Below are 14,869 nucleotides of genomic sequence, written 5' to 3' on the forward strand. Positions count from 1 at the left end.
GGCGCTTCACCCTCCCTTTTCCAGCGGTAGTCTAGTTTTTAAGCGTAAAAATAAAACATTGTTTTAACATTTACCTTTCACTACCCTGGAGAAGACCCGATGAAAACGACTTTCAAGCCGTTGCTGGCCGCGTTGTGCCTGTCCACCGTGTCACTGTTATCTGTATCCGCCGTTAATGCGCAGACGATTAAAGCTGCCGATGTGCATCCGGAAGGCTATCCCAATATTGTTGCTGTGCAGAACATGGGTGAAAAACTCAAACAACAAACGGACGGCAAGCTGGAGATTAAAGTCTTTCCCGGCGGCGTTCTGGGCGATGAAAAACAGATGATCGAGCAGGCGCAAATGGGCGCTATCGACATGATTCGCGTCTCGATGGCCCCTGTTGCCGCTATTCTCCCGGATATTGAAGTTTTCACCCTGCCGTATGTCTTCCGGGATGAAGACCATATGCACAAGGTCATTGATGCGATATCGGTAAACAGATTGGCGATAAGCTGACGGCCAATCCGAAATCCCGGCTGGTATTTCTGGGCTGGATGGACTCCGGCACGCGCAATCTCATCACTAAAAAACCGGTGGTTAAGCCCGAAGATCTGAACGGCATGAAAATTCGCGTGCAGGGCAGCCCCGTCGCTCTGGCAACGTTAAAACAGATGGGCGCTAACTCGGTGGCGATGGGGGTGAGCGAGGTCTATAGCGGCATGCAAACGGGGGTGATTGATGGCGCGGAAAATAACCCGCCGACGTTTATCGCCCATAACTATATGCCGGTTGCCAAAAACTATACCCTCAGCGGCCACTTTATCACCCCTGAAATGCTGCTCTACTCCAAAGTGAAATGGGACAAACTCAGCGCCGATGATCAGAAAAAAATCCTCACCCTGGCGCGTGAAGCCCAGTTCGAACAGCGCAAACTCTGGGAAGCCTATACCCAGCAGGCGCTGGATAAAATGAAAGCGGGCGGCGTGCAATTTCATGACATTGATAAATCGGTGTTTATCAAAGCGACAGAGCCGGTGCGCGCCCAGTATGGCGATAAGCATCAGGATCTGATGAAAGCTATCGCTGACGTCAAATAACCCCACTTTTCTGCGGAGAACGTATGTCAGAACTCTACTTAAAGTGGATGGATCGCCTGTACCTGCTTGCTATGACGGTGGCCGGCATATCACTGCTGGTGATGACGATTGTTATTCCGATTGGCATTTTCTCGCGTTACGTATTGAATCGCGGAGAGTCATGGCCGGAACCTATTGCCATCATCTGCATGGTCACTTTTACGTTCATTGGCGCGGCGGTGGGGTACCGCGCCGGTTCCCACATTGCGGTTAACATGCTCACGGATCGTCTGCCTGACACGCTAAAGATGGTATGCGCGCGGCTTGTCGATCTGTTGATGCTGCTCATCTCTCTCATCATGTGCTGGTACAGCTACTGGCTGTGCGTTGAGCTGTGGGAACAACCTGTGGCGGAGTTTCCCCTGCTGACCTCAGGCGAAAGTTATCTGCCGTTGCCGATAGGTTCGGCCATTCTGATCCTGTTTGTGCTCGAACGGTTATTGTTCGGCTCGCAGGAAAACCGCCCGGTCGTACTGATTGGCAACCATGGGTAAGGGGTGAACAATGGACGCATTTGTATTGTTATTCACCCTCGCCATTCTGCTGGCGCTGGGTATGCCGGTGGCGTTTGCCGTCGGGTTGAGTGCCGTTGCCGGCGCGCTGTGGATAGATCTTCCGCTGGAAGCGCTGATGATCCAGATAACCAGCGGGGTGAATAAATTCACGTTGCTGGCGATTCCGTTTTTTATTCTGGCGGGCGCGATCATGGCGGAGGGTGGCATCGCGCGGCGGCTGGTCAATTTTGCCTATCTGTTTGTCGGGTTCATTCGCGGCGGGTTGTCTCTGGTGAACATTGTCGCATCGACCTTTTTTGGCGCGATTTCCGGCTCGTCGGTCGCCGATACGGCATCCATCGGTAGCGTGATGATCCCGGAAATGGAAAAGAAGGGCTACCCGCGTGAATATGCGGCGGCGGTAACGGCCAGCGGATCGGTGCAGGCTATCCTGATTCCGCCCAGTCATAACTCGGTCATTTACTCGCTGGCGGCGGGGGGCACGGTATCCATTGCGACGCTGTTTATTGCGGGCGTTCTGCCGGGTTTGCTGTTGGGCGTGAGCCTGATGATTCTGTGTCTGGGTTTTGCCCACAAACGCGGTTACCCGAAAGGGGAGCGGATTCCCTTTAAGCAGGCAATCAGGATGTTCGTTGATGCACTATGGGGACTGATGACGGTAGTGATTATTCTCGGCGGCATTCTTTCCGGGATTTTTACCGCCACAGAATCTGCCGCTGTCGCCTGCCTGTGGGCCTTCTTCGTCACCATGTTTATCTACCGTGATTACAAATGGAATGAGCTGCCGAAGCTGATGTGCCGTACCGTGAAGACGGTCACCATTGTGATGATTCTTATCGGCTTTGCGGCCGCTTTTGGCGCCGTGATGACCTATATGCAGCTTCCGATGCGTATCACCGAATTTTTCACGTCGTTATCGGACAATAAATACGTCATTCTGATGTATCTCAATATCATGCTGCTACTGATTGGCACCTTGATGGATATGGCGCCGATCATCTTGATCCTGACGCCAGTGCTGCTGCCGGTAACGAATGCGCTGGGGATCGATCCGGTACATTTTGGCATGATCATGATGGTCAACCTCGGGATCGGATTGATTACCCCACCGGTGGGATCGGTGTTGTTCGTCGCCAGTGCGGTGAGTAAGCAGAAGATTGAAACGGTGGTGAAGGCGATGTTGCCGTTTTACGCGATGTTGCTGATTGTGCTGGGGATGGTGACCTATATTCCGGCGATATCTCTCTGGCTGCCAGGAGTGCTGGGAATGCAGTAAAAACTTCCCGGGTGCGGCTGATGCCTTACCCGGGCTACGGTAAAAGAGTAGATACTGTGAACGTCTTCAACCTTGTTAGCCATGGCTGACTCGTTTTCCCGCATGACAACCACAGCGACATCTTTGTGCCCCCCTGGCGCAGAGCGTGCAGCGAGGGGGTTGAGTCCCCGCTGAAATCGGTGAGACGAAGACCCGATGGCAAGGTCAGGCCGCCAGGGATGGCGGACTGAGGTTTGTCGAGACAGGACAAAATCGTCCGGAACGATTTTGAACAACGCAACGCGTTGGCCCGAAGGGCGAGCCCCAGGGATGGGGCGAGTAACTCGAGTCAAACCGACCGCAGGCAGCGGGGCGGGAGGCGAACGCAGTGCGAAGCACCGATTTCTTTGCGGGGCCGCGGGGATTGTAAAGGGGAACGCGGTGTTCCCCTTTACCCGTTCACGTGTCCGGAGGTGACATTTCGCCATGAACATAAGGTGAACGGAACCCACCTCCCGAGCCGCATATTCCCCTCACCCCAACCCTCTCCCAGGGGGAGAGGGAGAAAACCGGTGGTATCCCGGGTTAGCGAAGCGACATCCGGGATTTTTTTATTTGCGTAATAAACGCAGTGCGTTGGCGGTTACCAATACCGTCGCGCCGGTATCTGCCAGTACCGCCAGCCACAGGCCCGTTATCCCCAGCAATGTTGTTACCAGGAAAATCGCTTTCAGCCCCAGAGCGATAGCAATGTTCTGCCGGATATTGGCCTGTGTGGCGCGGGCAAGATGAATCATCTGCGCCAGTCCGGTGAGGCGGTTATGGGTTAACGCCGCATCGGCGGTTTCCAGCGCCACGTCCGTCCCGCTGCCCATCGCAATGCCTATCGTCGCGGCTTTCATCGCCGGGGCATCGTTAATGCCGTCGCCAATCATCGCCAGCGGAGCATCCTTATTGAGTAAGGTGACTGCGCTCACTTTATCCTCGGGTAATAGCCCGGCGCGGAAGTCCATCTGCAACTCTCCGGCAATGGCGGCAGCGGCACGCGGGTTATCGCCCGTTAACATCACCCCCTCCACGCCCAGATTACGCAGTGCGGCGATGGCTTCCCGCGCATCCTCTCGCAGGGTATCGCGCAGCGACAGGGAGCCAATAGCGACGCCATCACGAAGGGCGACGATCACCGTTTCCCCCTGGCTTTCGCGGGCATTGATATCCGCCAATAGCGCGCCATCCAGCGTCTCTGGCGGCAGCTTATCCGGCGCGCTCAGGCGGATGTGCTGGCCCTCCACCAGTGCTTCAATACCTTTACCTGTCAGCGTGCGCTGTTCGGTAGCCTGCGGCAGCGCCCGTTTGCGCGTCCGGGCTTCCTGCACAATAGCCTGCGCCAGTGGATGGGTCGACCCCTGCTCCACGGCAGCGCTCAATGTCAGCAGTGTCTCTTCATTAACCCCGGCAAGTGGATACACGCCGACAACCTGCGGTTTACCGACGGTCAATGTGCCGGTTTTATCAAACGCCACATGCTGAATACGACCGAGTTGTTCCAGCGCTGCGCCGCCTTTAATCAGCGCCCCACGACGTGCCGCCGCTGCCAGGCCTGAGGTAATGGCGGCAGGCGTTGAGATAACCAGCGCGCACGGGCAACCGATCAGCAGCAACGTCAGCCCTTTGTAGATCCACGCCAGCCAGTTTGCCGCGAACAGCAACGGCGGCAGCACGGCGACCAGCAGGGCGATGGCCATAATCACTGGGGTATAAATCCGGCTAAAGCGATCGATAAAGCGCTCAATAGGCGCGCGGCGCTCCTCGGCTTCTTCTATCAGCTTGAGGATGCGGTCAATGGCACTTTCACCGGGGCGGGAAACCACTTCCAGCGTCACCAGTCTGTCAACGCTGGTCGCCCCCGCAGGAATACTCTCGCCGTTGCTGTGCTCGACGGGCAGGGATTCACCGGTTAATGCGCTTTCATCAAAGCTGGCGAACGGCGTTAAAAGCTTGCCATCAGCCGGTAAACGCCCGCCAGCCGGGACCTCGATAACATCGCCGGGGCGCAATGCCTGAGCACTAACGGTCTGCCGCTCCCCCTTGTGGATGCGTGTGGCGGTGTCGGGTTTTAGCGCCATCAGCGCGCTCACCCCTTTTCGTGCGCGACTGGCCGCCCAACCTTCAAGCCGTTCGCCCACCAGGAACAGCAGCAGCACCATGGCGGCTTCTGCCGTCGCACCGATAAACAGCGCACCGATAGCGGCAACGCTCATCAGGGTTTCAATAGCAAACCAGCTACCGCTGCGCATCAGGCGCAATGCCTGACGCGCAATGGGAAAGAGCCCCACAAGGGTCGTCACGATAAAGGCCGTCTGGCCCAGCGGATGGTTAAACTGCTCCAGCAGCCAACTGATACCCATCAGCACAATCAGGATCAGAAGCGGCATATTTTCCTGCCAGCGCGACGGCGCAGCCGCTTTGGGGGCGTTTTCATCCTGCACGGCGTAACCGGCCTGTTGCACGGCTTTTTCTACCTGCTTGCGGATATCGTTATCGGCAATCACCGTGAGTTTTTCGGTGGCAAAGGCGACCTGCACCTGATTAACCCCGGCTATCTGGCGGACGGCATTTTCCACCTTACGGGCGCAGGCTGCGCAGTCCATCCCTGTCACCAGCCAGCTATAACGTTCGCCGTTGGCGCTTTCGAGGGGCGCCTCAGGCGTTTCACAGGGGATGTCGCACGTGCAGGGCGCGGTTTTCTCCGCCAGTGGACGAAGTTTCATGGCCGCAAACTGCGGGGGTTTTTTATTATCGAGGGGCGTCATGGCATCCTCCGGTGAATGATAATTTTCTCATTAACCGGAGGATACACTCTGGAGTCGACTCCAGAGTCAAGCGTTTTAAATGTACAGCGAACGCACGATCAGGAAGTGCCCGGCAAAGTAGCAGGCTGCGGAAATCGCGTTATCGGCACGGAAGCGGCGACGGTAATGGCTACCCAGCCAGACGACGTTGCTGATTAGCAGCAGCGCCGCGCCAACAAAGGCAGAGAGCGCCGGACTGGTGGGACGGAAGAACCACAGCTCACCGGCCAGCCAGACCATTACCAGCGTCATGGCGATAAATGTGCAAACAGGCAAACGCAGCTCTTCCAGGCGCGACCAAATCACCGCAATCAGCAGGGCGCCAACGATCAGCAGCACCACCGGCAACGGCCAGAAGAAGGAGAGCGACATCTGCGTGGCAAAATAGATGGTGTAAAGCAGGTGGGCGAGGAAGAAGGCGCCAATGGCGTAGAGCAGTTGCTGGCGCGGCAGTAGGGTTAGCGCATCGCCAATCAGCGAGGCGCACAGCCCGGCAAGCACAAGGTAGCTGATGGCATCAAACATCGGGGCTTGCCAGGCCAGTAATAACAGCAGCAGCAGCGTGACAGGTTTAAATACCCAACGCTGCCAGACAGGCCCACGGTAGGAAGCGTCAACATACAGCCAGGCGGAAAAACAGACAGCAATAAATGACCAAAGCATAATAAGTCCCTGAATCCGTTATTGTATCGCGAGCACCATGCCCACGGCTCTACTAATGAGTTTAGTGGTCGTAGCAGGTGAATGACAATGTTACGGAAGACAGGGGAATCTTAAAAATGTGCCATTTATTTTTTTGCTTTCAGTTTTTTCAGCCAGATAAGCAGCTCAAAAACGCCAAAGACAAAGATGCGAAACTCTTCGAACCGTGTCATTTGCGGACCGTCTTTCGGCAGCGTTTTTTTCATCATGGTCGCCTGAATGGCGTGCATAAACACGGTGAAAAACAGCGCCACGTTGACGAAAATATTGAGCGGTTTAGGAAACGGGGAAAACAGGTTCAGCAGTAAAAATGCCCAGACAAAGAGCATTAACAGCCGTCCCAGATTAATCAGTATGCTCATTTTCCTCTCCTTGTGATTCACGCTGATATAAGCGGTAGGCGACCTGCCCCGCGACTTTCTCCCGGTGCAAACTCCAGCTTGCAGGCACCAGCGGCAGGCCATTCTCTACTTCGCTTTCGACGTAGATTAGCGCGCCATTGGCCAGCCAGCCGTTGTTTTCCAGCAGGGTTAAGGTCTCTTCGAGCATCCCTTTGCGAAACGGCGGATCGACAAACACGATGTCATGCGGCGTGCCGCTTTGGGCCAGCCAGGCCAGGGTATTCCCGGTGATCACTTTGCCGTTGGCGGCTTTTAATGTCGCCAGGTTTTGCTGCAATTGCTGAGCGACCCCGCGTTCCATTTCGAGCAGCGTGGCGCTGGCGGCGTAGCGTGACAAGGCCTCTAAGCCCAGCGCGCCGCTGCCGGCAAAGCAGTCGAGACAACGCGCGTCGACCATGGACGGCGCCAGCCAGTTAAATAGGGTTTCGCGCACACGGTCAGTTGTCGGGCGCAATCCGGGGCTGTCCGGCACCGGGAGTTTGCGTCCCCGCCATTGCCCACCAATAATACGTATCTGGCCGGTGGCGGCCCGATTGGGTTTCTTCATGGTCATCGCTTAGCTCATCATTTCGGCCTGCTATTCTAGCGGCGCCCGGCGCGGCGCGAAACCTTAATCCGCAGGCGGTGATGCGAGTTAAGGAAAGTGATAGACTATCTCTCTAATTAACCCTATTTTTCAGCCCTGTTGCGCCAGTACGGGCTGCGCCATGAATAAACCGCGAGGAGTGTAGTCGCAAATGGCAGATGAGAAGAAACGTGGCTTTTTTTCCTGGCTGGGCTTTGGGCAAAAAGATCAGGTAAAAGAAAAAGAAGCGGAGCAGGCAGCCGAAACGCAGCCGCCGCATACCCAGGAAGAGAGCGAAACCTTTGCAGAAGAGGTCGTTGAGGTTACTGAAAAACTGGTTGAAAGTGAAAAGCCACAGCCAGTAGAAGAGGAACCACAACCTGAGGTCGTGGCGCGCGAAGAACTGCCGCTGCCGGAAGAGGTGAGCGAACCGGAAAGTGCCGCGCAAGAGTGGCAGCCGGAGCAGGAGCCTGTTGACGAAGACGCGCCGATCAGCGATGAAGAGCTGGAAGCCCAGGCTCTGGCTGCGGACGCGGCTGAGGAAGCGCTGGTGGTGGTGCCGGTTGACGAACCTGCAGAAGAGGTTGTGGAAGAGACCGTTGTTGAACAAGAGAAGCCGACCAAAGAGGGTTTCTTCGCGCGACTCAAACGCAGCCTGCTGAAAACCAAAGAGAATCTCGGTTCCGGATTTATCAGTCTGTTCCGTGGCAAAAAAATCGACGATGATCTCTTTGAAGAGCTGGAAGAGCAGTTACTGATTGCCGACGTCGGGGTAGAAACCACCCGTAAAATCATTACGAGTCTGACGGAAGGCGCGTCGCGCAAACAACTGCGTGATGCCGAGGCACTGTATGGTTTGCTCAAAGAAGAGATGGGTGACATCCTTGCCAAAGTTGATGAACCGCTGAATGTTGAAGGCAAAACACCGTTTGTTATTCTGATGGTTGGCGTCAATGGGGTGGGTAAAACGACCACCATTGGTAAACTGGCGCGTCAGTTTGAACAACAGGGTAAATCGGTGATGCTGGCGGCTGGCGACACCTTCCGTGCTGCGGCGGTTGAGCAGTTGCAGGTGTGGGGGCAGCGTAACAATATTCCGGTTATCGCCCAGCATACGGGGGCCGACTCAGCCTCGGTGATTTTCGATGCCATCCAGGCCGCCAAAGCGCGTCATGTGGATGTACTCATCGCCGATACTGCCGGGCGCTTGCAGAATAAAGCGCACCTGATGGAAGAGTTGAAAAAAATCGTCCGCGTGATGAAAAAGCTGGACGAAGACGCACCGCATGAGGTGATGCTGACCATCGATGCCAGCACCGGGCAGAATGCGATAAGCCAGGCCAAACTGTTCCATGAAGCCGTTGGCCTGACGGGTATCACCCTTACCAAGCTGGACGGTACGGCGAAGGGTGGTGTGATTTTCTCGGTAGCGGATCAGTTTGGCATTCCTATCCGCTACATCGGGGTCGGCGAACGTATTGAGGATCTACGTCCGTTTAACGCGGGCGATTTTATAGAGGCACTTTTTGCCCGAGAGGATTAACAATGATTCGCTTTGAACACGTCAGCAAAGCCTATCTCGGTGGGAGACAAGCGTTGCAGGGGGTGACATTCCATCTGCAACCGGGCGAGATGGCCTTTCTGACCGGCCACTCCGGCGCAGGGAAGAGTACCCTGCTCAAGCTTATCTGTGGCATTGAGCGGCCAAGCGCCGGGAAAATCGTCTTTGGCGGGCACGATATTACGCGCCTGAAAAACCGGGAAGTGCCGTTTCTGCGTCGGCAGATCGGGATGATTTTCCAGGATCACCATTTGCTGATGGACAGGACGGTTTATGACAACGTGGCTATCCCGTTGATCATTGCCGGGGCCAGCGGTGACGACATTCGTCGCCGTGTTTCCGCAGCACTGGACAAGGTAGGTCTGCTCGACAAAGCGAAGAGTTTTCCGATTCAGCTTTCCGGTGGTGAACAACAGCGCGTGGGTATTGCCCGCGCGGTAGTGAACAAACCTGCGGTACTGCTGGCGGACGAACCGACCGGTAACCTGGACGACGCCCTTTCCGAAGGGATTTTACGTCTGTTTGAGGAGTTCAATCGTGTTGGGGTCACCGTGTTAATGGCGACGCACGATCTGGGGCTGATTTCCCGGCGTTCGTACCGCATGCTGACTTTAAGCGATGGCCATTTGCATGGAGGCCTGGCGGGTGAATAAGCGTGATGCATTGAATCAAATGCGGCAATTTGGCAGCAAACTGGATCGTTTTCGTAAATCGGCGAGCGGTACCGGTGATGCAGGCCGTAACGCGCCGCGCCGTGGTAAAGGTGCGCCGAAAGTCAGTTCGCGTAAAACCAACGTCTTTAACGAACAGGTGCGTTATGCCTTCCAGGGCGCGTTACAGGACCTGAAAAGCAAACCTTTTGCCACGTTCCTGACGGTAATGGTGATTGCCATTTCCCTGACGCTGCCGAGTGTCTGCTATATGGTGTACAAAAACGTTAACCAGGCCGCCTCGCAGTATTATCCGTCACCGCAAATTACAGTCTATTTCGATAAGGCGCTGGATGACGACGCTGCGGCTCAGGTGGTAGGGCAGCTTCAGGCGGAGCAGGGTGTGGAGAAGGTCAACTACCTGTCCCGTGAGGATGCGCTCGGCGAGTTCCGCAACTGGTCTGGTTTTGGCGGCGCGCTGGATATGCTGGAAGAGAACCCGCTGCCTGCGGTGGCGGTGGTGATCCCCAAGCTCGACTTCCAGAGCACGAATGCGCTAAACACGCTGCGTGACCGTATTTCGAAACTGCACGGTATTGATGAAGTGCGGATGGACGACAGCTGGTTTGCCCGTCTTGCGGCGCTAACCGGGCTGGTTGGTCGGGTATCGGCAATGATTGGTGTGCTGATGGTAGCGGCGGTGTTCCTCGTTATTGGCAACAGCGTGCGTCTTAGCATTTTTGCCCGCCGCGATACGATCAACGTGCAAAAACTGATTGGCGCAACGGACGGTTTTATTCTGCGTCCTTTCCTGTACGGTGGAGCGCTGTTGGGCTTTAGTGGCGCCTTCCTGTCACTGATTCTTTCTGAGATTCTGGTGCTACGGCTCTCCTCTGCGGTGAGCGAGGTGGCGCAGGTATTCGGAACGAAGTTCGATCTGAACGGCCTGTCGTTCGATGAATGCCTGCTGTTGCTGCTGGTGTGCTCAATGATTGGCTGGGTTGCTGCCTGGCTGGCAACTGTGCAACATTTACGTCACTTTACTCCGCAGTAAAAAAAGTCTGATATACTCTTTCCCTGCAATGCAGTATTCCCGTCGCAGGGAAAGCGTATAGCGCATATCTCCTTTCCTTTGCCGCGGTTTTTCATTCTTATGTCACATTTTGTGCCTAATTTATTCACAATCCAGCCTGGAACTTGTGGATAAAATCACTGTCTGATACAAGAGTGGATGCTATTCTCGTTGCTCATTAACGCTGGCATGTGTGTTGCCTGATGGGGACAGACCGCCGCCAGTCGAATGTAATTTGAGAGGATTTGAATGACCAAAGAAATGCAAACTTTAGCTTTAGCCCCTGTTGGTAACCTGGAATCTTATATCCGGGCCGCTAACGCATGGCCGATGTTGACGGCTGATGAAGAAAGGGCACTGGCTGAAAAGCTGCATTACCAGGGCGATCTGGAAGCAGCTAAGAAGCTGATCCTGTCACACCTGCGCTTTGTTGTTCATATTGCTCGTAACTATTCGGGCTATGGTCTGCCGCAGGCGGATCTGATCCAGGAAGGTAATATCGGCCTGATGAAAGCCGTACGTCGCTTCAACCCGGAAGTGGGTGTGCGCCTCGTCTCTTTCGCCGTGCACTGGATTAAAGCTGAGATTCACGAATACGTGCTGCGTAACTGGCGTATTGTGAAAGTCGCGACCACGAAAGCACAGCGTAAGTTGTTCTTTAACCTGCGTAAAACCAAGCAGCGTCTGGGCTGGTTTAACCAGGACGAAGTGGAAATGGTTGCCCGTGAACTGGGCGTGACCAGCAAAGACGTGCGTGAAATGGAATCACGTATGGCGGCGCAGGACATGACTTTCGATATGTCGCCAGATGATGAATCTTCCGATAGCCAGCCTATGGCACCGGTACTCTATCTGCAGGATAAATCGTCTAACTTTGCGGATGGCATTGAAGACGACAACTGGGAAGAGCAGGCTGCTAATAAGCTGACGGATGCGATGCAGGGTCTCGACGAGCGTAGCCAGGCCATTATTCGTGCTCGCTGGTTGGATGAAGAGAACAAAACAACGCTGCAGGAACTGGCAGATCGTTACGGTGTTTCCGCTGAGCGTGTGCGTCAGTTGGAAAAGAACGCGATGAAGAAACTGCGTGCCGCGATCGAAGCGTAACGCTGTGCATTAAAGAATGGGCCGGGTCAGCGAGAGCTACCCGGCTTTTTGTTTTCTGGCGTTCAGTTTTTTGCTTTCAGGGCCGGGGTTATATAGTCCGGATAAGGCGACGCCACCTCCGGAGTCAGGCAGGCCAGCAAGAGCTGGAACGCCGATTCCATCTCTTCTTCCTCCATGGCGGCAAACCCCATCAACAACCCTTTCAACGGCTTATCGCCAGAGTAGTACCGCGACAGTGCCCGCACCAGAACACCTCGTTCATTCGCGCGCCTGGCAAGGGCAACATCATCACACTCTGCGGGCAGTGAAAGCACCAGATGCAGCCCGGCATTGTCGTTATATTCGCTCAGCGCCTCTTTACCCAGCGCCTCGACAATCAGGCTTGCCAGTCGGGCGCGTCGGCGGGCATAGAGCAGACGCATCCGTCGGATATGTGCCGTGTAATGCCCCTCGGTAATAAACTGCGCCAGCGCCTCCTGGTCCAGCAACCGGCCGCCGCGATACAGTTCTGCATGCGCCGTCTTTAACGCCTGCATCAGGGGACGCGGCAACACCAGATAACCCAGACGCAGACCGGGGTAGAGCGTTTTGCTGAATGTCCCGGTGTAGATAACCGGCGCGTCATCTACCAGCCCCTGGAGCGCGGGGATCGGCTGACCGGAAAAGCGAAATTCGCTGTCGTAATCATCCTCAACAATCCAGCTTCCCGTTTGCCGGGCGAGCGCCAGCAGGCGCTGGCGTCGCTCCAGGCTCATGACGCAGCCCAGCGGGTACTGATGAGAGGGGGTTACAAATATCAGCCTGGGTGGCGTGTTTCCGCTCTCCGGTGGCTGCATGCCGGAAAGATCGACGTCGATTGCCTGGAGTTCGACACCGTTCATCTTCAAAACGTTACGAATGCCCCAGTAGGCTGGCTCTTCAATCCATGCGCTATCGCCGGGGTTACACAACATGCGCGATACCAGATCGATGGCCTGGTGAATACCCTCAGTTATCAGGATTTGCCCGGCGCTACAGCGCACGGAGCGGGTAACGCGCAGATATTCCACCAGCGCCTGCTGCAATGCCTGGCTACCGCCTGCATCGCTGTAGGAGAGTTGGCTGGCCTGCGGTTTGCGGCTGATACGTGCCTGGATTTTACGAAACAGGGCATGTGGAAAGGCGCTGACATCGGGCACGCCGGGTAAAAATGCCCCCCACTGGCGTGGGCTGGCGCTGCTTTTTTGCAATAACGCCTGACCGCGTGAGGAAAGATGAGAAGGAAGATCGCCCGCATCGTGTCCGGCAGGCGACAGCGGCGCCGTGAGCAGGCTGTCCGGCACCGTCTGTGCCACAAAGGTGCCGCTTCCGGCACGGGAAACGACATATCCTTCCGCCACAAGTTGTTCGTAAACCGTCAGGACCGTGTTGCGCGAAAGGTGGAGTTCTGCGGCTAAATCCCGGCTCGGCGGCAGGCGGCTTTGCGGGGGCAGGCTCCCTTCGAGGATCGACAGGCGAATCGCGTTATATAATTTCTTATGCAGTTTGCCTTCGGTTTGTTCGTCCAGACGCAACTGCAGTAAATCACACACGAGCGAACGCAAATTGGATCCCTTAATTATTCAAAACTGGTACTCGATTATAGGACCGCTTGTGTCATTGTTGCAAAACAGGGTTGCTGCGAAATGAATCAATGACGGGGGAGTTTAAGGTGAAGAATAACGAATTACATCAACGCCGTTTACAGGCGACACCGCGTGGTATTGGCGTGATGTGCGGCTTCTATGCCGAGAAAGCAGAAAATGCCACTCTGTGGGATGTGGAAGGCAACGAAGTCATCGATTTCGCCGCCGGGATTGCGGTGCTCAATACCGGCCATCGCCATCCTAAAATTGTCGCAGCAGTGGAAAAGCAGTTGCAGGCCTTTACCCACACGGCTTATCAGATTGTCCCTTACGAAAGCTACGTCTCGCTGGCGGAACGCATTAACGAACGCGTACCGGTAGAAGGCCCGGCCAAAACAGCCTTTTTCTCGACCGGGGCGGAAGCGCTGGAAAACGCGGTCAAAATCGCCCGCGCCTATACCAAACGTCCTGGTGTGATTACTTTCGGCGGCGGTTTCCATGGACGTACCTATATGACCATGGCGCTGACCGGCAAAGTGGCACCGTACAAAATCGGTTTTGGCCCGTTCCCTGGTTCCATTTTCCATGCGCAATTCCCGAATGCGTTGCACGGTGTCAGTACTGAAGACGCTATGAAAAGCCTGGATCGTATTTTTAAAGCGGATATCGCCCCCGATCAGGTTGCAGCCATTTTACTCGAGCCGGTACAGGGCGAAGGCGGCTTTAATATCGCGCCAGACGACTTTCTGCAGGCGCTGCGTAAGTTGTGCGATACCCATGGGATTTTGCTGATTACCGATGAAGTGCAGTCCGGCTTTGCGCGTACCGGTAAACTCTTCGCGGTGGAACATTACAGCATTAAACCTGACTTAATCACCATGGCGAAAAGCCTGGCGGGCGGCCTGCCGCTGTCAGCAGTGGCAGGGCGTGCGGAGGTGATGGACGCACCCGCGCCGGGGGGGTTAGGCGGTACTTATGCCGGTAACCCGCTGGCCGTTGCCGCTGCGCATGCCGTGATGGATGTGATTGAAGAGGAAAATCTTTGCGAACGCGCGAACCACCTGGGTAAGCATCTGGTTGAAGTGCTGACCAAAGCGAAAGCGGACTGTCCGTACATTGCGGATATTCGCGCCCAGGGTTCTATGGTGGCCGTGGAGTTTAACGATCCGCAAAGCGGTGAACCGTCGGCGGAATTCACTAAGCAGGTGCAGGATAAAGCGCTGGCCGCCGGGCTGTTGCTGTTGAGTTGCGGTGTCTACGGTAACGTGATTCGCTTCCTCTATCCGCTGACTATTCCGGAAGTTCAGTTCCGTAAAGCGCTGGATATTATCTACCAGTCACTGACTCACTAATTGACCAGAACAATGAAAGCCGCCGCCTGGCGGCTTTCTTACTCACTGTCATCCGCCTGTTATATAACCTTCAAAATTGTTGTTCCAAATTTCAGAAAATGGGGTATGTTTT

General features: G+C 55.4%; 12 protein-coding genes and 1 pseudogene. 8 read left to right on the plus strand and 5 right to left on the minus strand.

What is annotated here, in order from left to right; all coding sequences use genetic code 11:
- Positions 1-99 precede the first annotated feature (99 nt).
- The 3 genes and pseudogenes from MRY16398_RS01655 to MRY16398_RS01665 all read left to right on the plus strand — a co-directional run bounded on the left by MRY16398_RS01655 (position 100) and on the right by MRY16398_RS01665 (position 2,912).
- A pseudogene (locus MRY16398_RS01655) lies at positions 100-1,082 on the plus strand (TRAP transporter substrate-binding protein).
- A gap of 23 nt (positions 1,083-1,105) precedes the next feature.
- Positions 1,106-1,615, plus strand: coding sequence for a TRAP transporter small permease (locus MRY16398_RS01660; protein ID WP_041851326.1), 510 nt, complete (start codon positions 1,106-1,108; stop codon positions 1,613-1,615).
- Between the two features lie 10 nt (positions 1,616-1,625).
- Entirely contained in the window at positions 1,626-2,912 is a 1,287-nt protein-coding gene (locus tag MRY16398_RS01665; protein ID WP_041851327.1) for a TRAP transporter large permease, read from the plus strand.
- A gap of 590 nt (positions 2,913-3,502) precedes the next feature.
- Here MRY16398_RS01665 and zntA read toward each other — a convergent pair.
- The 4 genes from zntA to rsmD form a co-directional block, all read right to left on the minus strand.
- Positions 3,503-5,704: a Zn(II)/Cd(II)/Pb(II) translocating P-type ATPase ZntA gene (gene zntA / locus MRY16398_RS01670; protein WP_125123766.1), complete on the minus strand. Its 2,202-nt coding sequence runs from the start codon at positions 5,702-5,704 to the stop codon at positions 3,503-3,505.
- 75 nt (positions 5,705-5,779) lie between these two features.
- On the minus strand, positions 5,780-6,406 hold the full coding sequence (locus MRY16398_RS01675; RefSeq protein ID WP_041851329.1) for a lysoplasmalogenase: 627 nt from the start codon (positions 6,404-6,406) through the stop codon (positions 5,780-5,782).
- A 125-nt stretch (positions 6,407-6,531) separates the two neighbouring features.
- A complete protein-coding gene (locus MRY16398_RS01680) occupies positions 6,532-6,807 on the minus strand; it encodes a DUF1145 family protein (RefSeq protein ID WP_041851330.1) in 276 nt (91 codons plus the stop codon).
- Positions 6,791-7,393, minus strand: coding sequence for a 16S rRNA (guanine(966)-N(2))-methyltransferase (rsmD, locus tag MRY16398_RS01685; protein ID WP_041851444.1), 603 nt, complete (start codon positions 7,391-7,393; stop codon positions 6,791-6,793). Before rsmD ends, MRY16398_RS01680 begins: the two co-directional genes overlap by 17 nt.
- A gap of 190 nt (positions 7,394-7,583) precedes the next feature.
- Here rsmD and ftsY point away from each other — a divergent pair, with 190 nt between their 5' ends.
- The 4 genes from ftsY to rpoH all read left to right on the plus strand — a co-directional run bounded on the left by ftsY (position 7,584) and on the right by rpoH (position 11,801).
- Positions 7,584-8,954, plus strand: a complete 1,371-nt coding sequence (gene ftsY, locus MRY16398_RS01690; RefSeq protein ID WP_079496992.1) for a signal recognition particle-docking protein FtsY — start codon at positions 7,584-7,586, stop codon at positions 8,952-8,954.
- Between the two features lie 2 nt (positions 8,955-8,956).
- Positions 8,957-9,625, plus strand: a complete 669-nt coding sequence (gene ftsE, locus MRY16398_RS01695) for a cell division ATP-binding protein FtsE (RefSeq protein WP_041851332.1) — start codon at positions 8,957-8,959, stop codon at positions 9,623-9,625.
- The gene (gene ftsX / locus MRY16398_RS01700) at positions 9,618-10,676 is read left to right on the plus strand and encodes a permease-like cell division protein FtsX (protein WP_041851333.1); all 1,059 of its coding nucleotides are present in this window, start codon (positions 9,618-9,620) and stop codon (positions 10,674-10,676) included. Before ftsE ends, ftsX begins: the two co-directional genes overlap by 8 nt.
- Positions 10,677-10,943: 267 nt before the next feature.
- Positions 10,944-11,801 carry an RNA polymerase sigma factor RpoH gene (rpoH, locus tag MRY16398_RS01705; protein WP_041851334.1) on the plus strand — a complete coding sequence of 286 codons (858 nt, stop codon included), beginning with the start codon at positions 10,944-10,946 and terminating at the stop codon, positions 11,799-11,801.
- A gap of 62 nt (positions 11,802-11,863) precedes the next feature.
- Here the strand turns inward: rpoH and pdxR are convergent, their stop codons facing one another.
- The gene (pdxR, locus tag MRY16398_RS01710; protein ID WP_125123767.1) at positions 11,864-13,384 is read right to left on the minus strand and encodes a MocR-like pyridoxine biosynthesis transcription factor PdxR; all 1,521 of its coding nucleotides are present in this window, start codon (positions 13,382-13,384) and stop codon (positions 11,864-11,866) included.
- Positions 13,385-13,491: 107 nt separating this feature from the next.
- On the opposite strand from pdxR, the gene MRY16398_RS01715 reads away from it, so the two are divergent.
- The gene (locus MRY16398_RS01715) at positions 13,492-14,757 is read left to right on the plus strand and encodes a 4-aminobutyrate--2-oxoglutarate transaminase (RefSeq protein ID WP_125123768.1); all 1,266 of its coding nucleotides are present in this window, start codon (positions 13,492-13,494) and stop codon (positions 14,755-14,757) included.
- The last annotated feature ends 112 nt before the right edge of the window (positions 14,758-14,869 follow it).

The organism is Phytobacter sp. MRY16-398 (assembly GCF_003925915.1).
Taxonomy (GTDB): domain Bacteria; phylum Pseudomonadota; class Gammaproteobacteria; order Enterobacterales; family Enterobacteriaceae; genus Phytobacter; species Phytobacter diazotrophicus.